Origin of the sequence: Terrihalobacillus insolitus (genome assembly GCF_028416575.1) — a bacterium.
Lineage (GTDB): Bacteria > Bacillota > Bacilli > Bacillales > Amphibacillaceae > Terrihalobacillus > Terrihalobacillus insolitus.
In genome coordinates this window covers 42,545-68,799 of the sequence record NZ_JAMQKB010000007.1, presented here as the reverse complement: position 1 = coordinate 68,799, position 26,255 = coordinate 42,545, and the positions used below count along the sequence as shown (strand labels likewise).

The window sequence follows — 26,255 nt, the reverse complement described above, 5'->3', positions numbered from 1 at the left end:
TGTACTAAAGTAACACGATCAAGAAGATAAGTCTTTTACTTTTGCGGTTCTCAAGCGATTTAAAGTTGCAGCAATTTCAAACCGCCTCGGCCTTGCCAAATCACCAGGATGTTGGCTCGGAAATCGCGCAAATGAACCTAATCCTTGTTGATCTATTTGCTCTTCTATTTCATCCAGAAGATCTGCCAATGCATACCCTTTTTTTAATGTGCCTTGTTGATCTAAAAAGCGAATCATTTCTGCAATCATCTGTGTTTGGGACGCATCAACTAATTGTTCTACGTATTGGAGTGATATATCTGTTCTCCCCATTAAAATAGTAGTTCTTCCTTTCGCTTGTACCTTCGTCTTTTTCCCCTTAGTTGTTTGAAAACTTTCTGGGTGAAACTGACGATTTGGTAGAACACCAAATGATTTTGTTTGTGAGACATCCCTTTGATACGATAATTTTTTAGTGATTTCTTTTGCTTTATCGGTGACGTTATGCGGTTCGTAGTTATCCATCATAATAACCTGGTCGGCTACATCGAAGTAATCTCCAGAACCACCCATAACCAAGATCGTGGAGACGTCTAAGTCTTTTTTCAGTTGATCAATCTTATCAATAAACGGTGTAATCGGTTCTTTTTCATTGGCAACGAGTTTCTGCATACGTTGGTCTCGAATCATAAAATTCGTCGCACTCGTATCTTCATCAATCAAAATCGTCGTTGCACCGACCTCAAGTGCTTCCACAACATTTGCTGCTTGTGAGGTACTTCCACTTGCATTCTCGGTTGTGAAATGATTTGTATCCTGTTTATGTGGTAAGTCGTTTATAAAGGGAGAAATGTTTACGGCTGTTACCTGTCTGCCATCCTCTGCTCTTACTTTTACAGCATTAGGATCTGTTAAGACAAATTCACGGCCATCCCCATGAATATGATGATACACGCCACGTTCGATCGCATTCAACAGGGTACTTTTTCCATGGTACCCCCCACCTACAATTAAGACAATTCCTTTTTCTAATGCCATCCCGGTAATGGGTTCGGTTCTATGCGGAATTGTAATGGATACCCTGTTTTCAGCAGGACTTTTAAAGGCTATCGCTTCTTCTAATGGACGATTACTTACACCACTTTCTCTCGGCAGGATGGCTCCATCTGCAATAAATGCTATCCAATTATTTTCTTTCATTTTCTGACGGATGGATTGCTGCTGGTCCGCAAGTTGTGCTGCTTTTTCTAGTGTTTCATCTTTAATTGAATAAATACTGTTTTCTAAAATCGATGGAAGTGCAGAAAAGAAAAGTTTTTCTGCTTCTTTACCATTAATTTTCCGGCCGTTTGCTGGCAATCCTATCGACAGGCAAACTGTTATATGTTCAGGATCAAGCGTAACCGCTGTCCGTTCTAGAATCTCTTGCCCTGGTGCATCTATTGCAATCATTCCGCTTTTTCCAGAACCCTTTGTATAAATGTTATTTTTATGAATGGCTAAAGCAACACTACGAGCTAATTTATCTTCAACGTAAACCTTGCGATATTTATCTTTTTTCCAATCTTTTTCTATTTTTCGATACGCATCTGGAACAATAATTCGAATCTTAGATGGCGATGCAAAAGGATCACCTTGAACGTAGTCAATTATAAGTTCGTATTGGTGAAACGAATACCTACCTTGTATCGATTTATATGCTTTATAACTTTTACCATCTATTTGCTGTAATTTCCTTTGTAGTACTTTCATTTTAACACCTCTCCATGCTTGGATTCCTTTTATAGAATACATCCTTTTTCGTAGCATTTTCAAGCGTTAGAAAATGGGCGCTTTCCTCCGTGTCCTTATGGCATGTTCCATGAAAACATAAAAAACGCAATGCTTCGTTACTTTTAAAACGAAACACTGCGTTGATACACGTATGTATGGAGCGGGTGAAGGGAATCGAACCCTCGACATCAGCTTGGAAGGCTGAGGTTTTACCACTAAACTACACCCGCACATTTATATAGCAAACATTGGTGAACGCTCATTATAAATTCCTGTTCCTGCATCTTCTAGATTATTCAGGGATGTATATGCTTCGGAACAACTCGTAGATGATTCGGTGGATGCTTTGCTCGTCACTAAACTACACCCGCACATTTATATAGCAAACATTGGTGAACGCTCATTATAAGTTCCTGTTCCTGCATCTTCTAGATTATTCAGTGGAAGTTTCTTTTGTTCGTTGATGACGATGTTTATTATTATAACAACCTAGTAAAATAGAAGCAATACCAAATTATCATTTTTTGTCGTTTTTTAAAAATAAAAATGTTTGATTCGAGTCCCAATTAAATAACAGCAACCTTTTTTACAAAAATACATATGATGAACCTGAATATTCTGATATAATAAAGCACATATTTTGAGATAGAATATGGACAGTGATAAGGAGGAGTATTGTTGTGACAGTGCATCGAAAAATACTAACGCAACACGGTTTTGTAGACAAAGATCTGTTAACCTATCCCTACGAAGAAAGAGGATTACAGTTTGGGGATGGTATTTATGAAGTAATTCGAATTTACCATGGGGATTACTATTTGCTGACAGAGCATGTAGAGAGGCTCTTCCGCTCTGCTGCAGCAATTAAATTAACCGTTCCCTATAACAAAGAGCAGGTTTATCATAAGCTAGCGGAGCTGTTAGAGATAAATGATGTGAAGGGTGATGCAAAGGTATATCTCCAAATCACGAGAGGATCAGCTGCCCGAGATCACGTCTTCCCTGATACAGAACCTAATTTTTATGCATATGTTCAAGACCTGCCTCGACCTTTGACAGAGTTAAAAAATGGTGTATCCGTTATTACGCAGGAGGACGAACGATGGCAAAATTGTTACATTAAAAGCTTGAACTTACTTCCAAATATTCTCGCTAAACAGGAAGCAAAGGAACAAAACTGTTTCGAGGCAATCCTACATCGGAAAGAAAAAGTAACAGAGTGTAGTTCTTCTAATGTCTATATTGTAAAAGACGGAAAAATTTACACGCATCCAGAAACGAACAACATTTTACACGGTTGTGTAAGATCTAAAGTAAAAACACTTGCTCAGAATCTAAACATTCCTCTTATTGAAGAGGCTTTTACACTGGAAGATTTACAAACAGCTGATGAGGTATTTTTAACAAGTAGTAATGCTGAAGTGATGCCAATTATTTCGATTGATCATAAACAAGTGCAGGATGGAAAACCAGGAACAAAAACTATTTCTTTACAAAAAGCATATGAACAGGATGCAAAAATCGAACAAGACGCTTCAATTTTCCAAGTCCAATAATGGCTACAACAACTGTTCTCCTACACTTTGGGAACAGTTGTTGTTTTGATTTATATCGGGCTTAGTATTTGTAGTAATGAAACGGCCTTACTACTGCTGTTCGCTTCTTTGACGAGCCCTCATTTTTTTACTGGTCCAATTCACAAGAAAAATACCACTAAAGATAAATACGCCGCCTAACATCACATACCATTGTATGCTTTCACCTAACATGATCCACCCTGAAAGCACACCAAAAAAAGGGGCCAAAAACAAGAAAGCACTTGTTTTACCTGGATCCCCAATTTGGAGGAGATAAAACCACCCTGCAAATTGGACAATGGATGCCATAATGGCGAGCCACATTAAAATGGAAAGCGAAGGTAGAGTCACATTAAAAAACGGATCTTCTAATAAAAAACTGCTCCCAAAAAGTATAAGACCCCCAAAAAGCATCTGATATGCGGTTAATACCCAAGTATCAAATGTTTGTCCCCACGTTTTTATTAATAAGGTTCCAATTGCCCACGACACAGCAGAAAGAAATCCTAAAATGGTGCCAACTTTAAAATTTATCTGTGCTCCAAAGGTAATAAAGACACCAATAAATCCGAGTAAAACACCAGCCCATTGATGGATTTTGTAGCGTAATTGTAAAAAAACAGTGCCGAAAATAACGACTAATAATGGATTCATAAACGTTAAGATAGACGATTCGCCAGCAGTGATCGTCCGTAGGCTAACAAAAATACTGCCCATAACGCCTGAAGTTTGAAACAAACCGATAATCCCTATTTGTAACCAATGACGCATTGTTTTTGGATGTTCTCTTTTCAAAAGCCATACAATACTTGCCATAAGCACACCAGCTATAGTAAATCGAAATGCAACCAATAAAAGGGGTGACACATAGGCCAAACCTATTTTCCCAATCGCAAACGAAGAACCCATTAACGCTGTGGTTAACACGACAAGAGCTGCATAAAGCACTCGATTCATAACTGTCCCACCTTATGATTCTATTAAAGTGCATGTTCAAAACCTCATTTAGTGTGTGTTCAAAAAGTCGGCAAATTAGAAGCAAGCAGGTCGAGGCGGCGTAGTTTTGAGTAACGGAACGTATGCTTTTAATACGTGAGTAACGGAAAAACAAGCCAACGAAGAGATGCGCCGCTTATCATTTGGCGACTTTTTGAACAACCTCATTTAGTGACTTCTTGAACATCCTCTGATAATAGTATTATCCTATCAGTATCTCCCCTTTTTTTCCTACTATTTTGTTTTGGGATTAGCAACACTCTGCTGTTGTCACAACTTTCAGATGTATATGCTTTACTTTAACTGATATGTGTTATTTCTCGATGGAGTAATACTTCAATTGGTTAAGTTCGTGTACAAAGGTCCTTTCTATTTTTAGAAAAACTCGGCACTCGCCTCGTCTTATAGCAAGTACCGAAGTTTTTCTTATACTTTAATCCTTCAAAACTTTATACTTTCTTAAAGTGCAAAACAAAAAGAGCTTGAAACCCAAGCTCTTTCTTTCGTATTACTCCTCATTTTCTTCGTCTTCACTTTCGTCATCTTGACCCTCGTCTGATTCAGAGTCACCATCCTCTTGATCATCTTGGGCTTCTATTTCTTCATCTTCACTTTCATTTTGATCTTGCTTTTTATCATCATCGCCCTTCCTACGAGCGACCGCTTGCTTCTTTGCTTCTTCTGCCTTTTTCTCATCTAGTTCTTCTTGTTGTTCTTTTGCTTTTTCACGAGCTTTTTCACGAGCTTTTTCTTGTTTTTCTAGCGCTTTTTCTTCTGCCTCTACTTGCTTTTTGTTAGCTTTGGATGTTGCCTCTTCTTGACGATCCTCATCTTCAACATCTACACTATTGTCTTCATCTTCACCAGAATCATCATCCGCATCTTCATCAGAGTCGTCATCCATATTTGGCACTGCTCGGCTTTGAACTTTTCCTTGTCTATTTGCCTTGCTTGAAGCGACAGCTAACCCATTCTTTTCTTCCTCTAACTCTTCTGTTTCTTCTACTAGTTCTTCCTCTAACTCGGCAATTTCCTCATCATATTCCTCTTGATCGATTTCTCCAGCAGCTAGTTTTTCTTCGGCTTCTTGTTTTTTCTGTTCTATCTTAACAAATCTCTCTTCTATCTTCTTTGCCAATTTTTCCTGCGCCTTCACTATATTCTTTGATAGAGCTTCTTTGGCAACTGGATTTGTCACCTGCTCTAAGGCTCTGGTCAATGATGCCATATTATCTGAAAATTTAGCTTCTAAAGCTGCTCTTACTTGATCCAAAGTGTCATCCGACGTTTCATCCGATACAGCTTCCCCATCATTTTCTAAAGATTCTTTTGTATCTCCTGCTTCGTAACGCTCAAGCGCATCTTCTTGCTGCTTAATCGCTCTTTCAAGCGTTTCCTCAGCAAGCTCATCTTCTCCGTTTGCAAGTAAAGCTTCTGCTTCTCTAATACGTTCATCCGCAAATTCAGCTAACAAAGCTGCATCCTTTACCTCATCAAACGTTAGAGCCAATTGAATATTTTCTTTTAACTTCTTAAAAAAATAAAAGAAATCACCTGGTAATGAAGACGGTTGTTCATTTAAATCATCTTTTGATTGTTCATCTGAAACTTGGTCATCATCCGCTATGGAGTCATCTACTTCTGTAGTTCCATCGTCTGTGACAACTTGGTCTTCTACACTTCCGTCAGATTCCGCATTTGCTTGACCAAGTCCAAATGCGAACAGAAAAAATGCAGCTACAACAACAATTAAAAGGACATTGTAGAACGGATTACGGGTCATCGTGCTTTTCGACATTAAAAAACCTCCCAAAACATTTTTTATTTTGTGGAAGAATTAGAATGAACTTATGTATAAAAGTCAATCTACATTCTTCAGCGGCCCAGCCACCTTAGTAAAACACCTTAGGTCTGAGGCTTTGCGTCTCTACTTTTCAATAGATTTGCCTTTTACAAATGCGAACAACTTAACCCTTGTCCCCACTGCAAATATACTTATATAAAATATACCACACTTAGACAAAAAGTGAACTATTTTTTGAAATTTTTTAGTTAAATAGAAAATGAACAATTAGGCATATTACCCATCCCGATTGAAATAGGGTCCATTGTTTTCAAACTTAATTGTTAACCATTAAATGTACTAGTTGACAATAGACGACCCACTCTGCTATTTTAATAGTTACAAGAGATTATGAGGGAGGAACACAGAATGAATAAGAAAAAATGGTCTGCCCTTGACTTAACAATGGGTGGCCTATTCGTTGCTTTAATGACTGTAGGTGCAAACATTACTTCCATTGCACCTTTTATGGTTGTTGGTGGAGTTCCAATTACGCTCCAAACGTTTTTTGCGATATTAGCTGGGCTTGTATTAGGAAGTAGGTTGGGAGCCTTCTCCATGTTTGTCTATATGGTACTTGGTTTGGCTGGTGCACCTATATTTGCTCAGTTTAAGGGCGGAGCATCGATCGCATTATCCCCAACCTTTGGATTTATTTTATCTTTTATTATTCTAGCTTACGTAATTGGAAAAATGGTAGAAGTAAACCGAGGCCTTCCCATGTATATTACAGCATCCATTATTGGACTCGTCATCAATTATGTAGTCGGAACCAACTGGATGTACGGCGCCTATATATGGTGGTTTGGTGGTGCTCCAGAAGGTTTTTCGTACCAGCTTGCATGGGCATGGATGATGGTTCCTCTACCTAAAGATATCATTTTAGCTGTACTAGCAGGTATCTTCGCTCATCGAATGGAGCGCACCATTCTTTCAAAAAGTCAATTTAGAATGCAAAAAGCTGCATAATGAACATCACGTTTTATGTTGAGGTCTGAAGCAGATGTAGATGAAATTGGATTAAGCTATCAATTTGGTATCATAGAAAGGCGGTTCTTTAGTGGAGGCCGCCCTTCTATGATGCATTACTATACTCCCTGTTCCATTCCATTAGGGTAATCATTCCCCTTATTGGTTCATTTTATTTCAGCTTGAAACACCACTATTCCGTTCCACTGTTGTCCTCATGTCGAATGATCATTTTCAGAAGGTTATTTGGCAAGTTCTTCTCGATCTGCTGCTGTTGGAGGTTCCTCTAACCAGCCTCGATTTATCGTAATATACAGACCTTCGTTTGCGTATTTCGCTATTTGTGCAGAAAGAAGAGCCATCTGTGCATGTATATCGTGACGCATCATTTTAGAAATGGCCATCCCATAATTTTGGATACCGATCGCATTGGCAAGAGATGTATGGTATAGCATAAGCTTGTCAGAAAATGGTGCGATTGTAGAATCCGTAACATGTTCATCCACCGCTTGTGGAACCGGTAAATTATCTTTCATTAAATAAGTACTTAACTGCTCCATTTGATTGGTTGCTACTTTTACTCCTTCTTTAAAGTATTTTTTAACTTTCTCAGAGGAAGCAACTTGACTAAAAGCTAACATCATTGCTTTTCCAAGTGTATTCGTGTTGATATTTATTTGTAAGTGTTTGATCTCAAGTGCTGTTAATGGCCTAGATTTCCCTGCAATTAATGATACGAATGAATCTTTATCAACGAAATCCACCTTCTTTGGGTAAGGAATAGTCGGCGAGGAAATATCTACTCCTTTCGAAAGTAATAGCTCACTACCCTTTATATAGATTTCAATTGTCTCATTAATCCGGCTTTTGAAATAATCAACAATATCCTGCCGATAAGAAGTGGAAAATGCGCTCCCATATGTTACTAAACCAGCTCTTGCCATTTCGGTAATATAAAAAACCATAAATAAATCACCAAAAAGGCGTGGCGCATCTTTTCTAATGTCCTGCTCTCCGAACCCTTCTGGTACTGGTATACCTTCTTTTTTATATATTTCCGCTATGATTCGAATATGTTTTTTGGATTTATCTAAAGCGAGCTGTATAAAATCCTTGACTTCATCATCCTCGACGACTTGAAGGTGGTGTTCAAACACACACGCATATAAGGAATCACCTAGATAATTAGCAAATAAATCGCCTAACTCTGATGAAACTAATTTTCTATTTTGCTGGTGTTCCTTCATTTTCTTTAAACCGATACCCTCATCTTTTGATGTATGTTTATCCACTACAAATACCTCCTTAAGACTTAGTACAATATGATTAGTATTTGTAGATTCCCTTGAAAATATTACCGATTTTAAAATCGTATGCCGTAACATTGGCTTCAAGCTGTAATTATTATGATTGTAACTGCCTTCTTTTTTTCAAATCGGGTAATATCCTTTTGATCATAATCATGCCGATCATACCAGAAATTAGTATAAGAACTGACATTGTCTCATTATTAAATATAGCTCCTAGTGAGACAAAAATGGAGCTTAACATCATCGATCCGTAAAAAACCATGCCGTAGACAGCCATATAGGAACTTCTTTTATCATCCGTTGGAATACTTGCCAAAAAGTCCTGTTGTATAGGTACTCTCATTAACTCTCCAACAGTGGCGATTGCCATAAAAATAAATAATAACCACACATTATTCACATAGCTAATCGCTACATAACCGATGGTAAACACAAAAATGGATGATAGAAAAGCACGTTCTTCCTTTAGTTTGGATACCCACCGTGTGATTAATACGGTTAGCAGAACAACAATAATGGTGTTTTCAGATTTCAAAAAACCTAACATCTCTACACCTGATACGTCAAAAAAGAAAAGAGATTGTGTTGGCATTTCTTGGTTTAATCGAATCCCGATATAATTTTCCATTTGATTTTCAATCGATTGAATGAACAATCCCGCCAGTACAAAATAAATAAATAGTTTGTCCCCCGCAACTTCTTTGTAACTTTTTAACATGTTGAAAATCACGCTTTTTTGTTTCATCGTTTCTTTTTTCATTAATGTTTCTTCGATGAAAATGATTACTAAAATATTTGCTAGAAAACTAGTAAATGAAAGTATAAGTAACAGTTCAAATAGGTAGTTTTCAAATGTCAAGGCACCTATAATGCCTCCAACTGCAAAAGCTAAATTAAAGCTCCAATAGATCAAGGAATATACTCCTTTACGTTCTGACGGCTTGGTGATATCGATCACCATTGCATCTGCTGCTGGCCCGTCTAAACCAAGTGATACACCTACTAACAATGCCATTAAAAAGGTTAATCCTGGAGAAGTGAGTATCGGTGAATTAGCAAGTGCCATAATAATAAAAGCAACCATTCGTATAATCCCAGCAATAACCATTAATTTCTTTCTGCCCGTTCTGTCTGCATAATACCCACCATATAGTCCGACGACAAGCCCAATGATAACGTTAACAAGCAATAGGATTCCTGTTAATTTTGATCCATAATATTCCGAAAAATAGATAGCCATAAATGGAAAAATGGCCCCAGCAACCAAATCAGAAAAGAAAATCTGGACGATCCTTATTTTTATATTCATGTGATAGTCTCTAAATCGGCTCAAAAGCTCCCCTCCTTTGTGCTGTTATAACAAGTTTCTTGTGAGTTTTAATAATCGTACATAAGTAAGTTCACACTAGATCGGGATTGTAACACAAACTTTGAATAAGAACTATCAAAATTTTACACGAAAGCAGTCCGAATAAAACACGGTCTAGAGAATGAGATTCCCTACAACTTAGTACTGTTTTACACCAGCCGAAAACTACCTTTTTTATAAACCCCATTTTCGACTTTCAGTGGTACAATGTAAGATACAATTCAATTCACTGATGAAATAATCGAGGAAGAAAGGTGTTTTTATGGATATTCAAAAACGAATCAGAGATTATGGAGTGAAAATTGGACGATTAGATACGGGACAATACAACGCTATAACAGATGTAGAAGGCGTTACGGTGGGGCATGTGACACTTAGCGACAAAGAGAAAGGGATCCAGACAGGTGTAACAGCCATCCTACCTCATCAAGGAAATTTATTCAAAGAAAAACTAATTGCTTCAAGCCACGTCATTAATGGATTCGGAAAAACAATCGGAACCATTCAAATGCAAGAATTAGGCACATTAGAGACTCCAATAATTTTAACAAATACGTTAAGTGTCGGAATAGCTGCGGATGCATTGATTGGCTACATGTTAGAACATAATCCTGAGATTGGCATAACAACTGGCACCGTTAATCCAATTGTAGGCGAATGTAATGACATGCTACTAAACGACATAAGAGGGAACCATATAAAAAAGGAACATGTTCTGCGAGCGCTCAAAAATACTTCAATTGAATGTAAAGAAGGAACGATTGGGGCAGGTACAGGAATGCTTTGCTATTCATTAAAAGGTGGAATTGGCACCGCATCCAGACGCTTGAAGATGGAACATGGCACATATACGATGGGGGTTTTAGTACTGTCAAATTTCGGGATCTTAAGTGACCTAAATATCAATGGAAAGGCTGTCGGACATGAGGTAAAAGACGCGATCCTCGAAACAGATGAAGCAAAAGATAAAGGCTCTATTATGATGATCGTTGCAACAGACCTTCCCGTTTCAGAGCGACAGCTAAACCGCATTTTAAAACGGACGGTAACTGGTTTATCCCGTACTGGTTCCATAATGACAAATGGTAGTGGTGAAATTGCCATTGGCTTTTCAACGGCTACAAAAATCCCTCATGATAAGCCGAATCAATGTCTATCCGTTTCCATGCTCCATGAGGAAGATATGGATTTAGCATTTCGAGCAGTTGGAGAAGCTACCGAAGAAGCTGTTTTGAACTCATTCGTAACCGCTACTCACGTTGTAGGCCGAGACGGAAACGAGAGACCTGCGTTTAAAGATTTAATTGATAAATATAACATTTCATTAACATAGTCCTAGATAAGGCCGGTTTTCTTTACTGGTTCTGGCCTCCTTTTTGGTCATCTATCGCTCTGATGAGTACCCGTTCGCATGGTTTTCGATCATGTTTGGGCATTGGAGCAATGATTTTTTAATCCTAGCGTTAGTTAGTCCTAAAAATACCTTCCTGCCAACGTTGGTAAAAGTAGATGATAAAGGCAAGTGAAAGCATGATTAAATATGCACCCCATAATGGCAAATTCACAAACTCATCTACTCCCAACCACTCTGTTAATTGAAGAAAACCAAAAGCGAATATTGCATCAACAATGCTATTGGTTATCAGATAAACCTTAAAATTACGATAAGTAAAATGAAATATCCAAATAGTCCCAATTAAAAAAATACCGTATACAAACGTTACATTCGTTATAAAACCCCATGGCACAATGTACACTTTCAATGTCCACCATTCAAAGGTATAAGCGATTTCATAAATAATGGTTAGTAATAGCGAGACAAAGACGGAGACTGGCATATAACGCTTTATACTGTCTGTTTTCATAAAAAACAAAGTAAACCATGGAGCAATGAGACCAATCCAAAGCAAAACTTGATTAAGCATAAAATCCACCACCGAAAAGTAATTTTTATTAACTTTAGCTATTAGGTGAATTTTATGTGTTTTTAAAAAAATTAATTTAAGAGGTTGTTTAAAAAGTGCCAAATGATAAGCTGCGCATCAGGGTTTTGAAGACACTTTCGGTGCTTAAAATCTGGCAAACGCGTCCTCATCTGGGCTATTAGGACGCTTTCGGGGCCAAAAACCTGATAAACGCGTCCTCATCTGGGCTATGAAGACACTTTCGAGGCCAAAAACCAGTCAAGCGCGTCCTCATCTGGGCTATGAAGACACTTTCGAGGCCAAAACCAGTCAAGCGCGTCCTCATCTGGGCTATGAAGACACTTTCGAGGCCAAAAACCAGTCAAGCGCGTCCTCATCTGGGCTATGAAGACACTTTCGAGGCCAAAAACCAGTCAAGCGCGTCCTCATCTGGGCTATGAAGACACTTTCGGAGCCGAAAACCAGTCAAGCGCGTCCTCATCTGGGCTATGAAGACACTTTCGGAGCCGAAAACCAGTCAAGCGCGTCCTCATCTGGGCTATGAAGACACTTTCGAGGCCAAAAACCAGTCAAGCGCGTCCTCATCTGGGCTATGAAGACACTTTCGAGGCCAAAAACCAGTCAAGCGCACCGTCCATTCCCATCTGCTCGCTTCTAACAAGCTTTCACCACAATATTTTAATAGGACTAAATTGTCTTTTCTCCTTTTGAACCATTTATAGAGTAACTTACTTCAATCGTTGCATTCAATGTATGAGATACCGAACAATATTTATCTTTTGACAATTTAATTGCTCGAATAACTTTGTCTTCTGGTAGTTCACCTTCTAAAGCATAATGAATATTTATGTTTGTAAATCGTTTAGGATGATCTTCAGCTCTTTCTTCTTCCAATTCCATATGAAATGAAACAGGTTCTAAACGCATTTTTTTCAAAATCGAAATAATATCAATCCCTGTACAGCCGGCAACCGCCTGCATAAGTAATTCTGTGGGCCTTGCGCCACTATTCTGGCCTCCAACTGATTCTGCTGCATCTATTTTTATTTCATGTCCAGATGGAGTCAAACCCGAGAAAGCCATCTGATCTGTCCATTTTACTATTGTTTTCATTTTGTCTTATTACCTTCCTTTTTTTGTAAATTTGTGTTTTTTAATATAAGTGCTTGTTCAAAAAGTTGACAAATTTAACAGAGAATGCGCTATTTATAAAAATGTGTTCTTAATTAACCCCCTTAAAAAGAAATACCCATAATAATATTAAATAAACATAAGCTACCACAAAAAAGCTTTTTTTAATGTGAAATTATTAATAAAACTCGTGTATTACGACAAGTTAGACTTAACAGCTATCCTTTCCAAAAATATAAATACCATTTATAATATGGATAATAAGGAGGTGAAATAAATGGAGCAGTCTGAATTAAAGCAAATTTTACATGCGTTGAAACTTCATTCAGAACATATTGATGGTAAAATGGATAACATGAAAACAGAATTGGAAAATCGCATGGATAACTTGAAAACAGTACTGGAAGATCGGATGGATAACTTGAAAACAGTACTGGAAGATCGGATGGATACTGGTTTTGAACGTGTTGATATACGGTTTGATCGGTTGGAAAAGAAGTTTAATCTTTCTTGAGGCTTTTATTCCACTTTCCTGGGACTTTCACCTAAATTCCTCTCATAATATCCCTGTTTTGCAGGATGTGTGATTTTGGCAACTGCATGAAAATAGCCGCATTACCCAAACCCAACCTCATTTGAGTACAATCCTAAGTAGGGTTTGGTAGGAATTCATCAACATTACCTAGGATCATTCACAACCCAAAAGGTCAGGCCCTTTTATGTTTCATTTTTATCAGAACACTTGTTTGTTGCGCGAATATATGCTATACTATTTTTAGATACTTACCTCTGTCAGTCCTCACATATAAAAAAGGATGTGTTATAATGGTACAAACCACATTTGCTAAAGAAGCATCTCCAGTATACTCACTTCACTACGTAAAAGAAGACCAAAGTAACGATTACTCCAAAGCAACTGGAAACAATAGAACAAAATTACTTAAACGAATACCACTTGATCGGTTAATGGATCTAAAAGTAGATTATGCCTTCAAACAGCTCTTTGGAAACGAAAAGAACAAAGATATTACTGTTGTTTTTTTGAACGCAATTTTACAGACAACAGGCCGGAATCGTATTAAAGATATATCATTTACAAACACAGAAGCTGGCGGAGAATATGTCGATGATAAACAATCTAGATTAGATTTATTAGTAGTAACCGATGAAGATGAGAGGATTGATGTAGAAATTCAATTTACGAACAAATATGATATGATTAAACGTTCGATCTACTATTGGGCTGGTACATATAGAAGACTATTAGGAAAGAAAATGCCCTATAAACAGCTACGGCCAGTTATCGCCATTAACATCCTCAATTTTAGTTTGTTTGATCAAACGGAGCGTTTTCATACAACCTATCATTTGTATGAGGATGAAGAACGATTTAAATTAACGAATGTAATGGAATTTCATTTTATTGAAATGTCAAAATTAATAAAAGATTGGAAAGATGATAAACTAGACCCATGGAATAACGTACTAGCAAGATGGCTTTTAATGTTAGGTATGGTGGACCACCGAAATGATAAGATTTATGACGATATTTATCGGGAATTGGAGGAAATCTCAATGAAAGATGAATCTCTACGTGATGCCTTTAAAAACTGGGAAGAATTAAGTATGACGGAAGAAGAATATCTGGCTTATGAGTCACGTTTAAAACGAATTATGGATGAAGAGGCTTTTAAACGTGAAAATGAGCTCATAAGACAGGAAGCTGCGGAAATGAGAAAAGAAGCTGAACGAATGACAACCGAAGCTAAACAAACCATGAAAAAGGCGAAACAACAAATAAATGAGGCAGAACAAAAAACTAAAGAATCAGAACAAAAGATTAAAGAGTCAGAACAAAAAACTAAAGAATCAGAACAAAAGATTAAAGAGTCAGAGCAAAAGGCTAAAGAGTCAGAGCAAAAGGCTAAAGAGTCAGAGCAAAAGGCTAAAGAGTCAGAGCAAAAGGCTAAAGAGTCAGAGCAAAAGGCTAAAGAGGATATTGCCCGCCAACTTTTAGCAAGAGGAATGAAATTGGAGGATGTTGTGGAATCCACTGGTCTAGCAATGGATAAAATCCTAAAAGTTAAAAGTGATGACAGTGCGAAACAATAAACACGTTAAACCGCACCTTTCTGATCTCAAGTACAAATCTTATTTATGTAGTTTGATCTCTACCTAAAAGACAGTAATAACTTCTATAATACTAGTCAACTTCCTATAAGAAATACATGGTTACAAAATATCATATGGCCCTCAGGGGGACACTGCCTGCCTGAGAGGCTCAGCCTTGAGCTTATGCTATACTATTCTAGAAACCACCTCCGTCAGTCCTCACATTAATTTTACTACTAATTAGATGCTACACCTTGAAAGTGGTTCCTACTTCTTTGAATAATAAACAATCATCATGATTGTAACCCCCTACGAGAAATACATGTCACTAAAACGAACTTACCTTTAATCATCAACCTTTTTAAAAGGCGAAGTAATTTAATTTTCCTCGCCTTTATATAAAAACCGTGCACAGAAATGACAAAGCTCTAAAACTATTATCTTAGTAGTCTATTTATCGTGCAGGGAAGGAGAAGAAAATGGGCGTTTATGTTTTAATGGATATTTTACCAAATAAAATTGGTAAAGAGGAATGGGAAAGTGTTTACGAGGAATCCCTAGAATTAATAAAAGCTTACCCGTTCATGGATAGTACTGTTGACTACGAAACTTATAGGGTTCCTTGGAAATATGTTCATCGGCCGACAGAAGAGGAGATGGAATTTGGATATAAAGACTTCTACTTAGGATGGCATGTTTTCGGAGATTACGAGACTATGCTTTCTGCAGAATCATTTGGGCTATTTAGGAATATTGAAGCCTACCGTAAAGATATTACCGTAAAAGATGGCAGCGATGATATTTTAGCTGAATTGATTAATTTAGAAGTATTTTATGATGAGAAAAATCATCATATTCCAGTTGGTACTGCAAACGTGTTTGATGGTAAAACACAGGGATTTCCCTATCATATCTACATACTTGCAATAGCATGTCTTGTAGAAAGCAGATTTCCAAAACACGCGGTTGTTCGAGGAGATGTATCAATCGGCCAGATGAAAAAGGCAATTGACTGGGCTAATACGATTCTTAAAAAACCGATTCAATTAACGGAACGAACAAATAATGAAAAATTTCTCCAAAGAATCATAGATATTGTCCAGGATGACCGAACTGCACTAAGATCTTTTATGTCATTAACGATGCATAAAAAAGATTTTACTTTGGGCAATTTAGTAAGAGAAAAATTTAGTCAAGATGTGATCAATGCGTATTATACTGATCTTTTTAGGCAATATGATGTCAATATGATGGGATTCCACAACACACTAAGAGGCTTTTTTAATCTTGGGTTCAGTATCGAAAAAGCCTGTGAAATTTGTGTGCTGAATTTAAACGGTTGTTGTTTTGATGCGAAGGACTTTGCTGAGACTGTTTTATCGATGAGGTGGTCTGATGAGAAAGGTAGTTATGCGGATGGTGAAATACCTCTAACATATAATGAGACACATAGCGATGTTCCTGAGACAGTTTATTCACAGTTTGGAAAAACCATGTTAATAGCGGCTGGTTTACAAGAAAAAATGAAATCTGAATTGTCCTATGAGGATGTTGGAAATATTCTGCACTCCAAATTGGGACACAAAGTTGAAATAGAACCTATGTTAGTAAATGAACAAGATAACGATGACAGTGATGATGATTCCTTTAGTCAGCTTTTTTCAAGACTGAAGGGGGAAGTGAGTAGAGAAATCAATGAACCCTCGGAAAATACTATTAGTGACCTTAACAATCTAATCCTTTGGAAAAAAGGAGATACCATACATCCGACTCTTGAGCATGGTATCAGCCATTTAAAAGACTTTGTTACTAAATTTATTAAAAATAATGATGACTTATTACATCAATTCCAGGAATACACAGATTATGAAAAAATACAAAAACTTATTCAATTAAATCGCTTTTTCTATATCCGTAAAGAGACGTGGGAATTTTACATCGAAAACATAAATGACACTAATATGATCAATGCCATTCTAGGTATTCTTTCCGTTAAGGCTGAGGAAGTTTCTATTAATAAGTTATGTAAAGCCATAGTTAATAATGTGGATTTATTAAAGAAATATATACTTTAAGTGCGTGTTAAAAAAGGAAGATACAAGTCAAAGGTCTGACCCCATCCGTGAATTTAACAGTGAATGCGCTACATCAAAATGTGTTCTTAATTAACCACCATAAAAAGAAATACCCATAATAATATTAAATAAACATAAGTTACCATATTTATTTTGTTCCAACACACACAAAACATTCATTTGACAATCACTTTGCTGTTAAAAAATGCAAGGTCAGATGATTTTCATTAGGGTATTCTAATTCAGAAGGTTTGTAACTACTTTATGGAACTTCATTTAGAATAATTAGTAAAGTACGAACATTTTTTCTTATAGAGGATATTCAAAAAGTCACCAAATGATAAGCTGCGCATCTCAGACCCACACGATGTGGGTCATGCAGGTGTTGCCACAGGACGTGGCGGTCTTAGCCTGTATTCCTTAAATGGCTTGTTTTTCCGTTCCTTGGAAAATAAACCCGCTTTTCCTGCGTGCGAGTTTATTCGAGAAGCATCCCTGTTGCTCACGTATTAAAAGCATATCCTTAGAAAAAGAAGAACACTTTTTCTTCGTGCGAGGTAATGCTTTCGAAGCAACAAGCTTTCGCTGCGCTATTCAAAACTACGCCGCCTCGACCTGCTTACTTCTATGGCGACTTTTTGAACACGCACTTATAAGTCAACCCGATGAAAATTTATACTGTTTACAAGTACAAAAGGAAAGAACTGATTGGATATTTTCCATTCAGTTCTTTTTTTAGTTTAAAATTTGACACATGATATTGAAATATCCGCACACCTCTCTTATTAATCTAATGCCCTAAGAATCAGATGCTCTTCTAATTTCACCTGTGTATCATACATAATATCTTTATGCCCCCCCAATATAATTCCATGCATAAAGGGAGGGGCAGGTGGTCTTGGTTTTATAGGATTTAATGTTAACAAATATTCTCCGACGACTGTTGGTATTTTATGTGGTTCAATCAAAAGTAGTGGGGTGTGCTTACCAATATGGGCAAATAATATTCCACTTAGAGCTTTTTGCCATGAATGAATCGTTCCAAAAGAAAAGGCATTTCCAATCCCCTGTTTATTACGATCCCAACCAAGTATCTTTTCAGTAGATTGTCTGTTTGCAAGATTGACACTAATTTCAAAAGGGTTATCTCCCTCCATCCGATCAACATCTGATACAATCAGCTTCATTTTGTTTTCTACTGATCGACTGATCGTCTTTTCTGATCCAAATATCGTGAAGGTACGATCAGGAAATTGTTCCATAACCCATCTACTAGCTTCAGGAATAGAATTTTTATAGACAAAAATAATCGGAACACCCTGATGTGCAGAGTAGTATGGAGCAGGCAATGCTTCTGCACCATCTTCTGCTGAGGCAACTATGATATGGTGTTTTCCAATATTTGCTTTGGGGGGGATCGTGACTAATCGAAAGTATGCCGCTTGTGCTGCCGTTTGAAAAATGTCACTTGATCCAATCCGCATCGTAGAAATCCCATACCTTTGTAATTCTATCTCTACTTTCTGGCTGATTGGTCCTAATAGAATGACTTGAGCAGGTACATTTTCCCCTGTTGGCTCTAAACGAATAATCTCCTGTAATGTAATGGGCAACAAAGTATCTTGTCTTGTAAACAAAAAAGATGCGTTGATCGGAAAATGGACAATACTGGATCCAATATAACCAAAATGATAGGTTTCCGATGGCACTAGGACTACAGCTGAGGGTCTCCAAGGAATGTCCCTGCTCGGAAAATGGATTTGAGAAACATACACCGTTAAGATATGTGGATCAATAGCATCAACTCTCGTCGTGTCAATTGTAAACGGAAAAAACATCATGAACACTCCTTTCACCGATTTATTTTTTTCTATGAACCTTCCTATACTGCTCCTGTTTCTGCATATGGATAAATAACGCCTTTTGCGACTTCCATCACTCCAAAATCAACAATATAGAGTTCCTTCCCATCTGGTGAAAACCGCGGTGCTATTGGCTGCTCTGATCCACCCTTCTTGCCTGGTGTTTTATTCACAAGTAAATCACGAATTTGACCGGTTTCAGGATTTACTCGAACAATTCGATACCCTCTTGGTTGTGGTCTTAATCCTGTCATTGGTAACTGATCACCGAATTGCGCAAAGAAAATATCTCCTATTTTTGAAAAATGGCGATTGGTACAAAAATCAAATTTTACCCTAGCAATCAACTCGATTACTTGGAATTTGAATGGAAGCTGTATCAATGTTCGGTATTTGCAATGAATAGGATCTTAGAAGGAATTGTAAAATAGAAGATTGTTCCTATTGAATCTCTAGCATCTGATGTCTATCTATAAGGTTACTAATAAATTGTAATTGTATAAATTCATTGTATAAAAAACTGTTAACCATTTCCCAACGATATTCTTTTGTTAACAAATGTTGTGGTAAATAGACCAATGTCTCTCCCCCTGTCCTTGTTATACGTATCATCACGAACTTCAGTACCCATCAACTACATTCATATGTATAAGGCAGGGGGAATTATGACTGGTATGAATTTCCTTATGTTTAGAGTACGGACAACATGACATAAACCTTTTAACGACCAAAAACGCTAATTCACGTTCTTAAATCAACGTAAATTAGCGTCTAAATCACTATCATATAAAGATGGAAACACTAGGAAAGGCACCCCGTCCAAGAATAGGAGAACAACGCACCTGTCTCCGCATGTCACGAATGGTAAGTAGAGTGACACTAACTAAATAGGTTCCTAAATTAGATAACAAAAGGGTCAGTCAACACATAAAGACAATTTGTCCCTATGAAGTGTCTGACCCTTACCTTTTAAATAGATTTCAAAGCCTCCTTAATCGAGGTATTCCCAGACACAACCTGAAATTCCTTGCCAATCGTAGCGTTATTCACTAAGCTATTAAAAATAACACTTGCGATATCCTCACGCGGAACCTCTCCCCTTTCCACTTCAGTCGCCGCATTCACTTTTCCAGTACCTTTTTCATTTGTAAGTGCCCCAGGATGGATAACCGTATAATCCAGATCAGTAGACTTCAACCATTCATCCGCATAATGCTTTGCTGCTACATATGGCTTAAACGAAGAAGGTGCATTCAATATTGCTTCCCGTCTTGTATCAAAGGAACTAATCATTATAAACCGCTTCACACTGGCAACTTTAGCTGCTTCAATCGTTTTTATAGCACCATCTAAATCGACTAAAATGGTTTTATCCTTACCAGTATGAGGGCCAGATCCTGCAGTAAATACGATTGCGTCTACCCCCTCAGCAGCTTTCGCAATATCTTCTATGCTACGCTCCAAATCCACTATAACTGTTTCCGCACCCAACTCTTTAAAGTAAGAAGCCTGCTCTTGATTACGAATCATTGCTTTTGCTTCATGTTCACTCTCCTGAATGAATCGAACAAGATGTTTTCCAATTTGACCATTTGCTCCTACAACAAGAATTTTCATCCTATCCACCCTTTCTAATTTTGTTTGTAACCCATCCTAAGTGCTCCATCTTCATCCTATATGTAATTTAATTGGAATGTCCAGAAATGCGATTGGCAGGGGATCTTTTACTGATATCCTTATGGGGAGAAACGAAGAATTGATATCCTGGCGAAAGTAAAAACAAAAAGGTGAAGATCGACTAATCCTCATTCATATTGAACCACAGTCCTCTTTCCAAAAAGAATTCCACGAAATTTGAAAAAGGGATTGAGAAAGGGATTACCAAAGGTGTAGAAAAAGTTGTTCATAATATGATCAAAAAGGGATTGTCGGATGAACTTATTGCGGAAGTTTCAGGTTTAGACTTGAAAGAAATAAAAGATATAAAGGAAATAATAAATAGGCCCTATTAGTGTGTGTTCAAAATGTTGATAAATTAGAAGCAAGCAGATCGTGGGCGCACTTTTGAATAACGAAAAAACAAACCAGCTAAGAGATTCACGCTTATCATTAGATGGGTTTTTGAACACGTACTTAAAGATAAAAGGACAGCTATTTATAAATCATGCTGTCCCAGTATCTTAATTCGTAGTTTCATTAATGTATGGTTAAGTCTAGTACCTTATTCATAAATACCTACTTGATCAAAGCCACTTTCTGTAGCTTTTACTTCTTCACTTTCCTCACCATACAGGTCTACTGCAGACTGAACAATTGCCTTACGTGCGTCGCTGAAATCTGAAGTTGGTGTTAAATATACTGTTAATGCACGATAGTAAATATCTCCTAGTTTTTCACGACCGATTTCCTGTCCAATTAAATATGCCGCATGGTTAGGAATAGACGAGTTAATGTGAACCCCGCCATTGTCTAGATCATATGGAAGGTCATAATATTCATCCATATTTGTAGGGTACTTACCTTCACCATCTCCGTATGGCGCATATGTTGAGCCTACCGAATATTTACTTGGATCACTTAAGCTACGAAGTGTAGGTCTACCTGATTCCTGTGCTCCTTCAGCCATGATATCTTCCCCTAATTCCCAATTATCATCATCTACCAAGACAGCAAAAACATCGGAGAATGATTCATTAAGAGCTCCCGATTGAAATCTATAATTTAGATTAGCACTATTCGATGTTACGCCATGTGTCATTTCATGTGCTGCAACGTCAAGACCAGCGGAAAGAGTGTTCATAAACTCCCCGTCACCATCACCATATGTCATATATCTACCATTCCAGAAGGCGTTGTTGTAGTTTTCACCAAAATGTACAACTGACTTAATTGCCATTCCCTTACCATCAAGGGAATTACGATTATGTTCGTTTTTAAAATACTCAAAAACTTTTTCTGAATTATAATGTGCATCGACTGCTGCCCGGTCATAATCATCTTTAAACGATGCATCAATTCCTGTGTAAAGAATTGCTTCATCAAGGCCGTATGCCCAGCTATTTTCACCACTATATGTCAAAATTCCTCCAAGATCTTCATGAGAGTAATCAGCTAATGCAAACTCAGCACCATCATTTGATTCTTTCGTTTTAGTTACATGTAATTGTCTTTGATCCCCTAATACACCAATCCCAACTCCATTTTGGGTCTTGTACTGTTCAACGGTTGCATCCATAATAGTATTTTGTTTATCAATAACCTCACCTGTATTGGCATCAATATATACGAACCAGTTTCCAGGAGTATCATTCATGAAATTAACATTTACTTTATATGCAAGGTAGTTCTCATTTTTAGATGGATAGATAACAAGTTCAGAAGTAGGTTCATAAAGAAGTTCAGCAGGTGCGTCTACTGCAGAAGTTGCAGTCTCAACAGCAGCATCACTAGACAAAGTAGGTGTAGTGTTTACATTTGTACTTTCTAAACTTTGGTTATAGTAGCCATTAACTAAATAGATTTCATTATCTGCATTGTAATGGACAATTACTTCACTACCCTCGACTGATACTCCATCTTCCGTTTGGGCGAGCCTAACATGCGTACTTCCTATATTATCTTTGATTATTTCCTTTGCTTTGAAGTTGGCTTTAGGATTTTTAATTCCTACCTTTTCCTTATTCTCTTTTAAGTAACTCAAAGCATCTGATGCACTAGTAGAACGTTTTTCTGTTTGTTTTTCTTTTACAAAAAGCGGGACATTAGCTTTTGGATTCCATTCCTTCTGAACCTGGGTGCGCGGACTGCTTTCTAGTGATTTAGCATTGACTACGGTAGTAGAATAGGAACCTACTAGTAATGTTGATGATAAAATCATTGGGACAATTAACCTTTTTTTCACATATACTCCTCCTAACGTTTGTTATTTTTTAATTATACTGAAAATAAAAAAAATAAAAAAGTGCGATAAGGCTCACTTTTCATCCAAAAGATCTGGCTTTATACAGGACATTTGTAGTGTCTAATTCCGTCGATGTGCAGGGATTAAGTACTATTGCCCCATTAACCTTTCTGCTTCTTTCTTATCTTGGTTCATTTGTTCAATGAGTGCATCTAAATCTGTAAAATTAATTTCTTCTCTCATAAACCGCAAAAAGGAAACCGATACTGTTCGGCCATATAAATCACCAGAAAAGTGAAGGATATTTGCTTCAACAAGGAATCCTTTACCTTTTACAGTTGGGCGATACCCTGCACTAATAAGAACGTTCCGATATTCCGTTTCACCTGCATGCGTATGTAGTCCAACAACACCAAAATAAACACCTGGCTTTGGTTCAACATAGGCATCAACATCTCCTAGATTGATCGTAGGAAACCCTAATTTTCTACCCATCTTTTCTCCATGTATGACTGTTCCTGTAATCGTAAACGGACGTCCCAATAAGGTCTGAACAGACTCCATCAAACCGTCCTTAATGAAATTCCTGATCTTCTCGCAGCTTATTTCTTCACCATTGACTGTTACAGATGGGACAACGGTTACTTTGATATTTCTTTGCTTACAGACATTTATGAATTCTTCCATTTGAAACACACCATCAAAAGTAAATCCTTCTCCTAGGAAGATCTGGTTTACGTGCAGATTGGACAGATAGGTGATCACAAATGCTTCTATTGATGTATTCAGGGAATCCTTGGCCAACCTGTAGAACCTTTTTACTCCATATTGCTCTAATAGCGGAAACTTGTCTTTATCGGGAGTGATTTCCTGTTGGGAATCCTGATTTCGAGATAGAACTGGGTACTCCATAACTGCTATTACTTCTTGAGCACTTTCTGCATGTTTTCTAGCAGTTTGAAGCAAATGCTGATGCCCTCTATGAAACCCATCCAAATTACCAATAATTAACGTATTCGGAGTTGAATCAGCTGATATATTTTTTGATAACTCAATGATTTGCATAACTATCCCTCTTTTTTGAATTTAGGGGTCTGACCCAATACGTTTGAATATGCGTAAAAAAGGATTTTATTTTTTACTTCCATATTAAAAAGAAGTTAAATAATTTGTGGTAAAAAAAAGATATTACCTATGGTTTACTGAGTTAGCTTTATAAATTATTTTACCCTCATTGTCAATATGAGATTTTAAATTCGTATTAGAGACAGCCTCATAGTGGACAATATCAAAAAAATACGGCAAAGGATATACCTCGTTTAGTAAATCAGATAATTTATATAAAGTCTTTGAATTAATTCCTTCCCCTTTTATTGCAAGATCTATATCAGATCCTCTTTTGTAATTACCCATCGCTCGACTTCCAAAAATAATACCACATTTTATTTCATCAAATTTCTCTAACGCACTAGTTATATACTGTATATCACTTTTAATTAGGCCAAACATATTATCTTTCCTCTAATAATTTATCGTATAAGTTTCTAAGTAAAGGTAAAAATTGTTCTTGTATTTCTTTCATTAATTTTTCCGATAGTTCTTGATCATAAGTATGAGTTGTTAAATTTCGTTTGGATAGTGCATCCATCCAAAGATGTCCATCTTCAATTATCTCAATTTGAAACGCTTGTTTAATGGATTCTCTAGGACTCTTAGCAACATACCCCTCTGCCTCTAAATAATCCTTTAACACCTTCCAAGCCAATTCGAAAGTTGTCTCAAAGAATTGAATAATACCTGCTCGTTCTAATTCAGTTGATATTGGCTCTTCCGAGTATTTTTCTAGGAGCTTGAAAGACTTTTCAAAGTTCTCAAATCTTTGTTTCCAGCGAATATCCTTCATTTCATCCATGTTTTCACTCCTAATTACTTTCATTTATTTTTACTGTCTTTTAGCACGTTTAATAGTTATTGATCATGTCATTGAATTAACTCCACTCGTCAGATCGAAGAACAGCTATCTTTGCAAAGGCTTACCTTTGCTCCTATTATACATCATATACATTCATTCTGACGGAACAATCCGAATTTCCATTAAACTATACAAAAAGGAGACATAGCTCCTGACCCATTTTCCGATTTTAACACGATTGTCCGTGCACCAATTTACTCATCATTTCCTCTATAAACGCTTCTGGAGAAAGAATATTATCCCCGCCCCCTTGCGCAATCATGGCATTCCCCCCGCCTCGACCATTTATCTTAGGCAGCACGCTCGCAATTAATTCCTTCATGTTCATATCGATATCTTGGCTTCTTGCACACACGACTTGAAGCTTATCATCCTTTTCGCTTACCAATAGCACCATTATACTATCAGCTTTTTTTGTTATGTGTTTTGCCAGTTGTTGAAGCTCATTCATAGGCCTTTCTTTATAAACTTTCTTAACTAGCCGATCGTTTTCCATAGTTGTTGCTTGATCAATCAGCCCATGAGCTTCCTCTTCCATGAGTTCCGTTTTTAATTCACTAACCGTTTTTTCAAGACTTTTCTGTTGTTCCTTAACGTGATTTGTTGCAGCCTCCAAGTCTTCCTGAGGGGCACTTAATAAAGCATTTAAACGCTGAATAACTTGATGCTTTTCATGTAGCTGTTTTAACACTCTGTTTCCACAGATGAAATGAACACGAATGCTATTCTTTTGCTTCTCCCAATGAAGAATTTTAACGGAACTGACTTGTCCCGTTGAATTAGGATGAGTACCACCACATCCGTTGTAATCAAAGTCAGGAATAATGACGAGGCGAATGTTTTCTTTTACAGATAAATCTTTTCTTAGTGGGAAATTATCGATTTCATTCGCAGTTACCCATCTTGCTTCAATGGGGCGATTTTCAAGAATAATCGCATTGACCCTATCCTCCACGTTGTTGGCTTCCTCTTCTTGAAGTGCTGGTATTTCCAAATCAATCGCACAAATTTCTTTTCCTAAATGAAAACTTACGGTCTTATAGCCATACATCTCCTCAAATGCCGCCGTTAAGATATGTTGTCCTGCATGCTGTTGCATATGATCAAATCGCCGTCCCAAGTCTATCTCTCCAACACATTCTTTCTCCTCAATCGGTGTATCGACAAAATGTCTAACTTCTCCCTCTACTTCCTCGACATCATAAACCTGCACATCATTAATGGTCCCTGTATCATGTGGCTGACCGCCGCCTGTTGGATAAAAGGCCGTTTGATCTAATACAACATAGTAACGACCTTGTTCATCTTTCCTGCTTTGAAGAATCTGAGCCGAAAAAGACTTTATGTATGGATCTTGATAAAATAATTTTTCTGTCGTCACGTTTACACTCCTATTCATTGTCCTTATTTACAACATTATGTTCAAATTAATCTGACAACTCCCACGGCTAAAGGAGTGGG

At 37.3% G+C, this 26,255-nt stretch carries 22 protein-coding genes, 1 tRNA gene and 1 riboswitch; of the genes, 6 read left to right on the top strand and 17 right to left on the bottom strand.

Annotated features, from left to right (window positions below; genetic code table 11):
- Nucleotides 1–18: 18 nt before the first annotated feature.
- Nucleotides 19–1,731, bottom strand: coding sequence for an ABC-ATPase domain-containing protein (locus NC797_RS08830; protein ID WP_272436414.1), 1,713 nt, complete (start codon nt 1,729–1,731; stop codon nt 19–21).
- 177 nt (nt 1,732–1,908) lie between these two features.
- A tRNA-Gly gene (locus tag NC797_RS08825) sits at nt 1,909–1,982 on the bottom strand.
- 450 nt (nt 1,983–2,432) lie between these two features.
- Here NC797_RS08825 and dat point away from each other — a divergent pair.
- Nucleotides 2,433–3,308 carry a D-amino-acid transaminase gene (gene dat / locus NC797_RS08820; protein WP_272436413.1) on the top strand — a complete coding sequence of 292 codons (876 nt, stop codon included), beginning with the start codon at nt 2,433–2,435 and terminating at the stop codon, nt 3,306–3,308.
- A 90-nt stretch (nt 3,309–3,398) separates the two neighbouring features.
- Here the strand turns inward: dat and NC797_RS08815 are convergent, their stop codons facing one another.
- Nucleotides 3,399–4,286 carry a DMT family transporter gene (locus NC797_RS08815; protein WP_272436412.1) on the bottom strand — a complete coding sequence of 296 codons (888 nt, stop codon included), beginning with the start codon at nt 4,284–4,286 and terminating at the stop codon, nt 3,399–3,401.
- Nucleotides 4,287–4,833: 547 nt separating this feature from the next.
- A complete protein-coding gene (locus tag NC797_RS08810; protein WP_272436411.1) occupies nt 4,834–6,123 on the bottom strand; it encodes a DUF5667 domain-containing protein in 1,290 nt (429 codons plus the stop codon).
- Nucleotides 6,124–6,199: 76 nt separating this feature from the next.
- Nucleotides 6,200–6,283: riboswitch (cyclic di-GMP riboswitch) on the bottom strand.
- Nucleotides 6,284–6,537: 254 nt separating this feature from the next.
- On the opposite strand from NC797_RS08810, the gene NC797_RS08805 reads away from it, so the two are divergent.
- Nucleotides 6,538–7,137, top strand: a complete 600-nt coding sequence (locus tag NC797_RS08805; protein WP_272436410.1) for a biotin transporter BioY — start codon at nt 6,538–6,540, stop codon at nt 7,135–7,137.
- Nucleotides 7,138–7,379: 242 nt separating this feature from the next.
- Here the strand turns inward: NC797_RS08805 and NC797_RS08800 are convergent, their stop codons facing one another.
- Together NC797_RS08800 and NC797_RS08795 are read right to left on the bottom strand one after the other, a co-directional pair.
- Nucleotides 7,380–8,429: a DUF3231 family protein gene (locus NC797_RS08800; RefSeq protein WP_272436409.1), complete on the bottom strand. Its 1,050-nt coding sequence runs from the start codon at nt 8,427–8,429 to the stop codon at nt 7,380–7,382.
- Between the two features lie 112 nt (nt 8,430–8,541).
- Nucleotides 8,542–9,780, bottom strand: coding sequence for an MDR family MFS transporter (locus NC797_RS08795; RefSeq protein WP_272436408.1), 1,239 nt, complete (start codon nt 9,778–9,780; stop codon nt 8,542–8,544).
- 298 nt (nt 9,781–10,078) lie between these two features.
- On the opposite strand from NC797_RS08795, the gene NC797_RS08790 reads away from it, so the two are divergent.
- Nucleotides 10,079–11,149 (top strand): DmpA family aminopeptidase, encoded by a 1,071-nt coding sequence (locus NC797_RS08790; RefSeq protein ID WP_272436407.1) that lies wholly within the window; start codon nt 10,079–10,081, stop codon nt 11,147–11,149.
- A gap of 130 nt (nt 11,150–11,279) precedes the next feature.
- Here NC797_RS08790 and NC797_RS08785 read toward each other — a convergent pair whose 3' ends face one another.
- On the bottom strand, nt 11,280–11,741 hold the full coding sequence (locus NC797_RS08785; protein ID WP_272436406.1) for a hypothetical protein: 462 nt from the start codon (nt 11,739–11,741) through the stop codon (nt 11,280–11,282).
- 687 nt (nt 11,742–12,428) lie between these two features.
- A complete protein-coding gene (locus tag NC797_RS08780; RefSeq protein ID WP_272436405.1) occupies nt 12,429–12,854 on the bottom strand; it encodes an OsmC family protein in 426 nt (141 codons plus the stop codon).
- Between the two features lie 295 nt (nt 12,855–13,149).
- On the opposite strand from NC797_RS08780, the gene NC797_RS08775 reads away from it, so the two are divergent.
- The 3 genes from NC797_RS08775 to NC797_RS08765 all read left to right on the top strand — a co-directional run bounded on the left by NC797_RS08775 (nt 13,150) and on the right by NC797_RS08765 (nt 17,059).
- Complete coding sequence (locus NC797_RS08775) at nt 13,150–13,386, top strand: hypothetical protein (RefSeq protein ID WP_272436404.1); 237 nt, start codon at nt 13,150–13,152, stop codon at nt 13,384–13,386.
- Between the two features lie 311 nt (nt 13,387–13,697).
- A complete protein-coding gene (locus tag NC797_RS08770) occupies nt 13,698–14,984 on the top strand; it encodes an Rpn family recombination-promoting nuclease/putative transposase (protein WP_272436403.1) in 1,287 nt (428 codons plus the stop codon).
- Between the two features lie 479 nt (nt 14,985–15,463).
- Nucleotides 15,464–17,059, top strand: a complete 1,596-nt coding sequence (locus NC797_RS08765; protein ID WP_272436402.1) for a hypothetical protein — start codon at nt 15,464–15,466, stop codon at nt 17,057–17,059.
- A 785-nt stretch (nt 17,060–17,844) separates the two neighbouring features.
- Here NC797_RS08765 and NC797_RS08760 read toward each other — a convergent pair.
- From NC797_RS08760 to NC797_RS08720, 9 genes are all read right to left on the bottom strand, one after another.
- The gene (locus NC797_RS08760; RefSeq protein ID WP_272436401.1) at nt 17,845–18,897 is read right to left on the bottom strand and encodes a cell wall-binding repeat-containing protein; all 1,053 of its coding nucleotides are present in this window, start codon (nt 18,895–18,897) and stop codon (nt 17,845–17,847) included.
- A 44-nt stretch (nt 18,898–18,941) separates the two neighbouring features.
- Entirely contained in the window at nt 18,942–19,175 is a 234-nt protein-coding gene (locus NC797_RS08755) for a hypothetical protein (RefSeq protein ID WP_272436400.1), read from the bottom strand.
- Between the two features lie 187 nt (nt 19,176–19,362).
- Nucleotides 19,363–19,500, bottom strand: a complete 138-nt coding sequence (locus NC797_RS08750; protein ID WP_272436399.1) for a hypothetical protein — start codon at nt 19,498–19,500, stop codon at nt 19,363–19,365.
- 390 nt (nt 19,501–19,890) lie between these two features.
- The gene (locus NC797_RS08745; protein WP_272436398.1) at nt 19,891–20,538 is read right to left on the bottom strand and encodes an SDR family oxidoreductase; all 648 of its coding nucleotides are present in this window, start codon (nt 20,536–20,538) and stop codon (nt 19,891–19,893) included.
- A gap of 604 nt (nt 20,539–21,142) precedes the next feature.
- Nucleotides 21,143–22,822 (bottom strand): M4 family metallopeptidase, encoded by a 1,680-nt coding sequence (locus tag NC797_RS08740; RefSeq protein ID WP_272436397.1) that lies wholly within the window; start codon nt 22,820–22,822, stop codon nt 21,143–21,145.
- 150 nt (nt 22,823–22,972) lie between these two features.
- Nucleotides 22,973–23,887 (bottom strand): riboflavin biosynthesis protein RibF, encoded by a 915-nt coding sequence (gene ribF / locus NC797_RS08735; protein ID WP_272436396.1) that lies wholly within the window; start codon nt 23,885–23,887, stop codon nt 22,973–22,975.
- Between the two features lie 123 nt (nt 23,888–24,010).
- The gene (locus NC797_RS08730) at nt 24,011–24,331 is read right to left on the bottom strand and encodes a nucleotidyltransferase domain-containing protein (protein WP_272436395.1); all 321 of its coding nucleotides are present in this window, start codon (nt 24,329–24,331) and stop codon (nt 24,011–24,013) included.
- A 1-nt stretch (nt 24,332) separates the two neighbouring features.
- Nucleotides 24,333–24,734, bottom strand: a complete 402-nt coding sequence (locus NC797_RS08725) for a nucleotidyltransferase substrate binding protein (RefSeq protein WP_272436394.1) — start codon at nt 24,732–24,734, stop codon at nt 24,333–24,335.
- Nucleotides 24,735–24,963: 229 nt separating this feature from the next.
- Entirely contained in the window at nt 24,964–26,175 is a 1,212-nt protein-coding gene (locus NC797_RS08720; RefSeq protein ID WP_272436393.1) for an alanyl-tRNA editing protein, read from the bottom strand.
- Nucleotides 26,176–26,255: the final 80 nt, after the last annotated feature.

Excerpts from the sequence above, each read along its gene's own strand:
- NC797_RS08830 (WP_272436414.1), bottom strand. The coding sequence starts at position 1,731 with ATGAAAGTACTACAAAGGAAATTACAGCAAATAGATGGTAAAAGTTAT.
- NC797_RS08815 (WP_272436412.1), bottom strand. The coding sequence starts at position 4,286 with ATGAATCGAGTGCTTTATGCAGCTCTTGTCGTGTTAACCACAGCGTTA.
- NC797_RS08810 (WP_272436411.1), bottom strand. The coding sequence starts at position 6,123 with ATGTCGAAAAGCACGATGACCCGTAATCCGTTCTACAATGTCCTTTTA.
- NC797_RS08805 (WP_272436410.1), top strand. The coding sequence starts at position 6,538 with ATGAATAAGAAAAAATGGTCTGCCCTTGACTTAACAATGGGTGGCCTA.
- NC797_RS08790 (WP_272436407.1), top strand. The coding sequence starts at position 10,079 with ATGGATATTCAAAAACGAATCAGAGATTATGGAGTGAAAATTGGACGA.
- NC797_RS08785 (WP_272436406.1), bottom strand. The coding sequence starts at position 11,741 with ATGCTTAATCAAGTTTTGCTTTGGATTGGTCTCATTGCTCCATGGTTT.
- NC797_RS08780 (WP_272436405.1), bottom strand. The coding sequence starts at position 12,854 with ATGAAAACAATAGTAAAATGGACAGATCAGATGGCTTTCTCGGGTTTG.
- NC797_RS08775 (WP_272436404.1), top strand. The coding sequence starts at position 13,150 with ATGGAGCAGTCTGAATTAAAGCAAATTTTACATGCGTTGAAACTTCAT.
- NC797_RS08770 (WP_272436403.1), top strand. The coding sequence starts at position 13,698 with ATGGTACAAACCACATTTGCTAAAGAAGCATCTCCAGTATACTCACTT.
- NC797_RS08765 (WP_272436402.1), top strand. The coding sequence starts at position 15,464 with ATGGGCGTTTATGTTTTAATGGATATTTTACCAAATAAAATTGGTAAA.
- NC797_RS08760 (WP_272436401.1), bottom strand. The coding sequence starts at position 18,897 with ATGTTTTTTCCGTTTACAATTGACACGACGAGAGTTGATGCTATTGAT.
- NC797_RS08755 (WP_272436400.1), bottom strand. The coding sequence starts at position 19,175 with ATGACAGGATTAAGACCACAACCAAGAGGGTATCGAATTGTTCGAGTA.
- NC797_RS08745 (WP_272436398.1), bottom strand. The coding sequence starts at position 20,538 with ATGAAAATTCTTGTTGTAGGAGCAAATGGTCAAATTGGAAAACATCTT.
- ribF (WP_272436396.1), bottom strand. The coding sequence starts at position 23,887 with ATGCAAATCATTGAGTTATCAAAAAATATATCAGCTGATTCAACTCCG.
- NC797_RS08730 (WP_272436395.1), bottom strand. The coding sequence starts at position 24,331 with ATGTTTGGCCTAATTAAAAGTGATATACAGTATATAACTAGTGCGTTA.
- NC797_RS08725 (WP_272436394.1), bottom strand. The coding sequence starts at position 24,734 with ATGGATGAAATGAAGGATATTCGCTGGAAACAAAGATTTGAGAACTTT.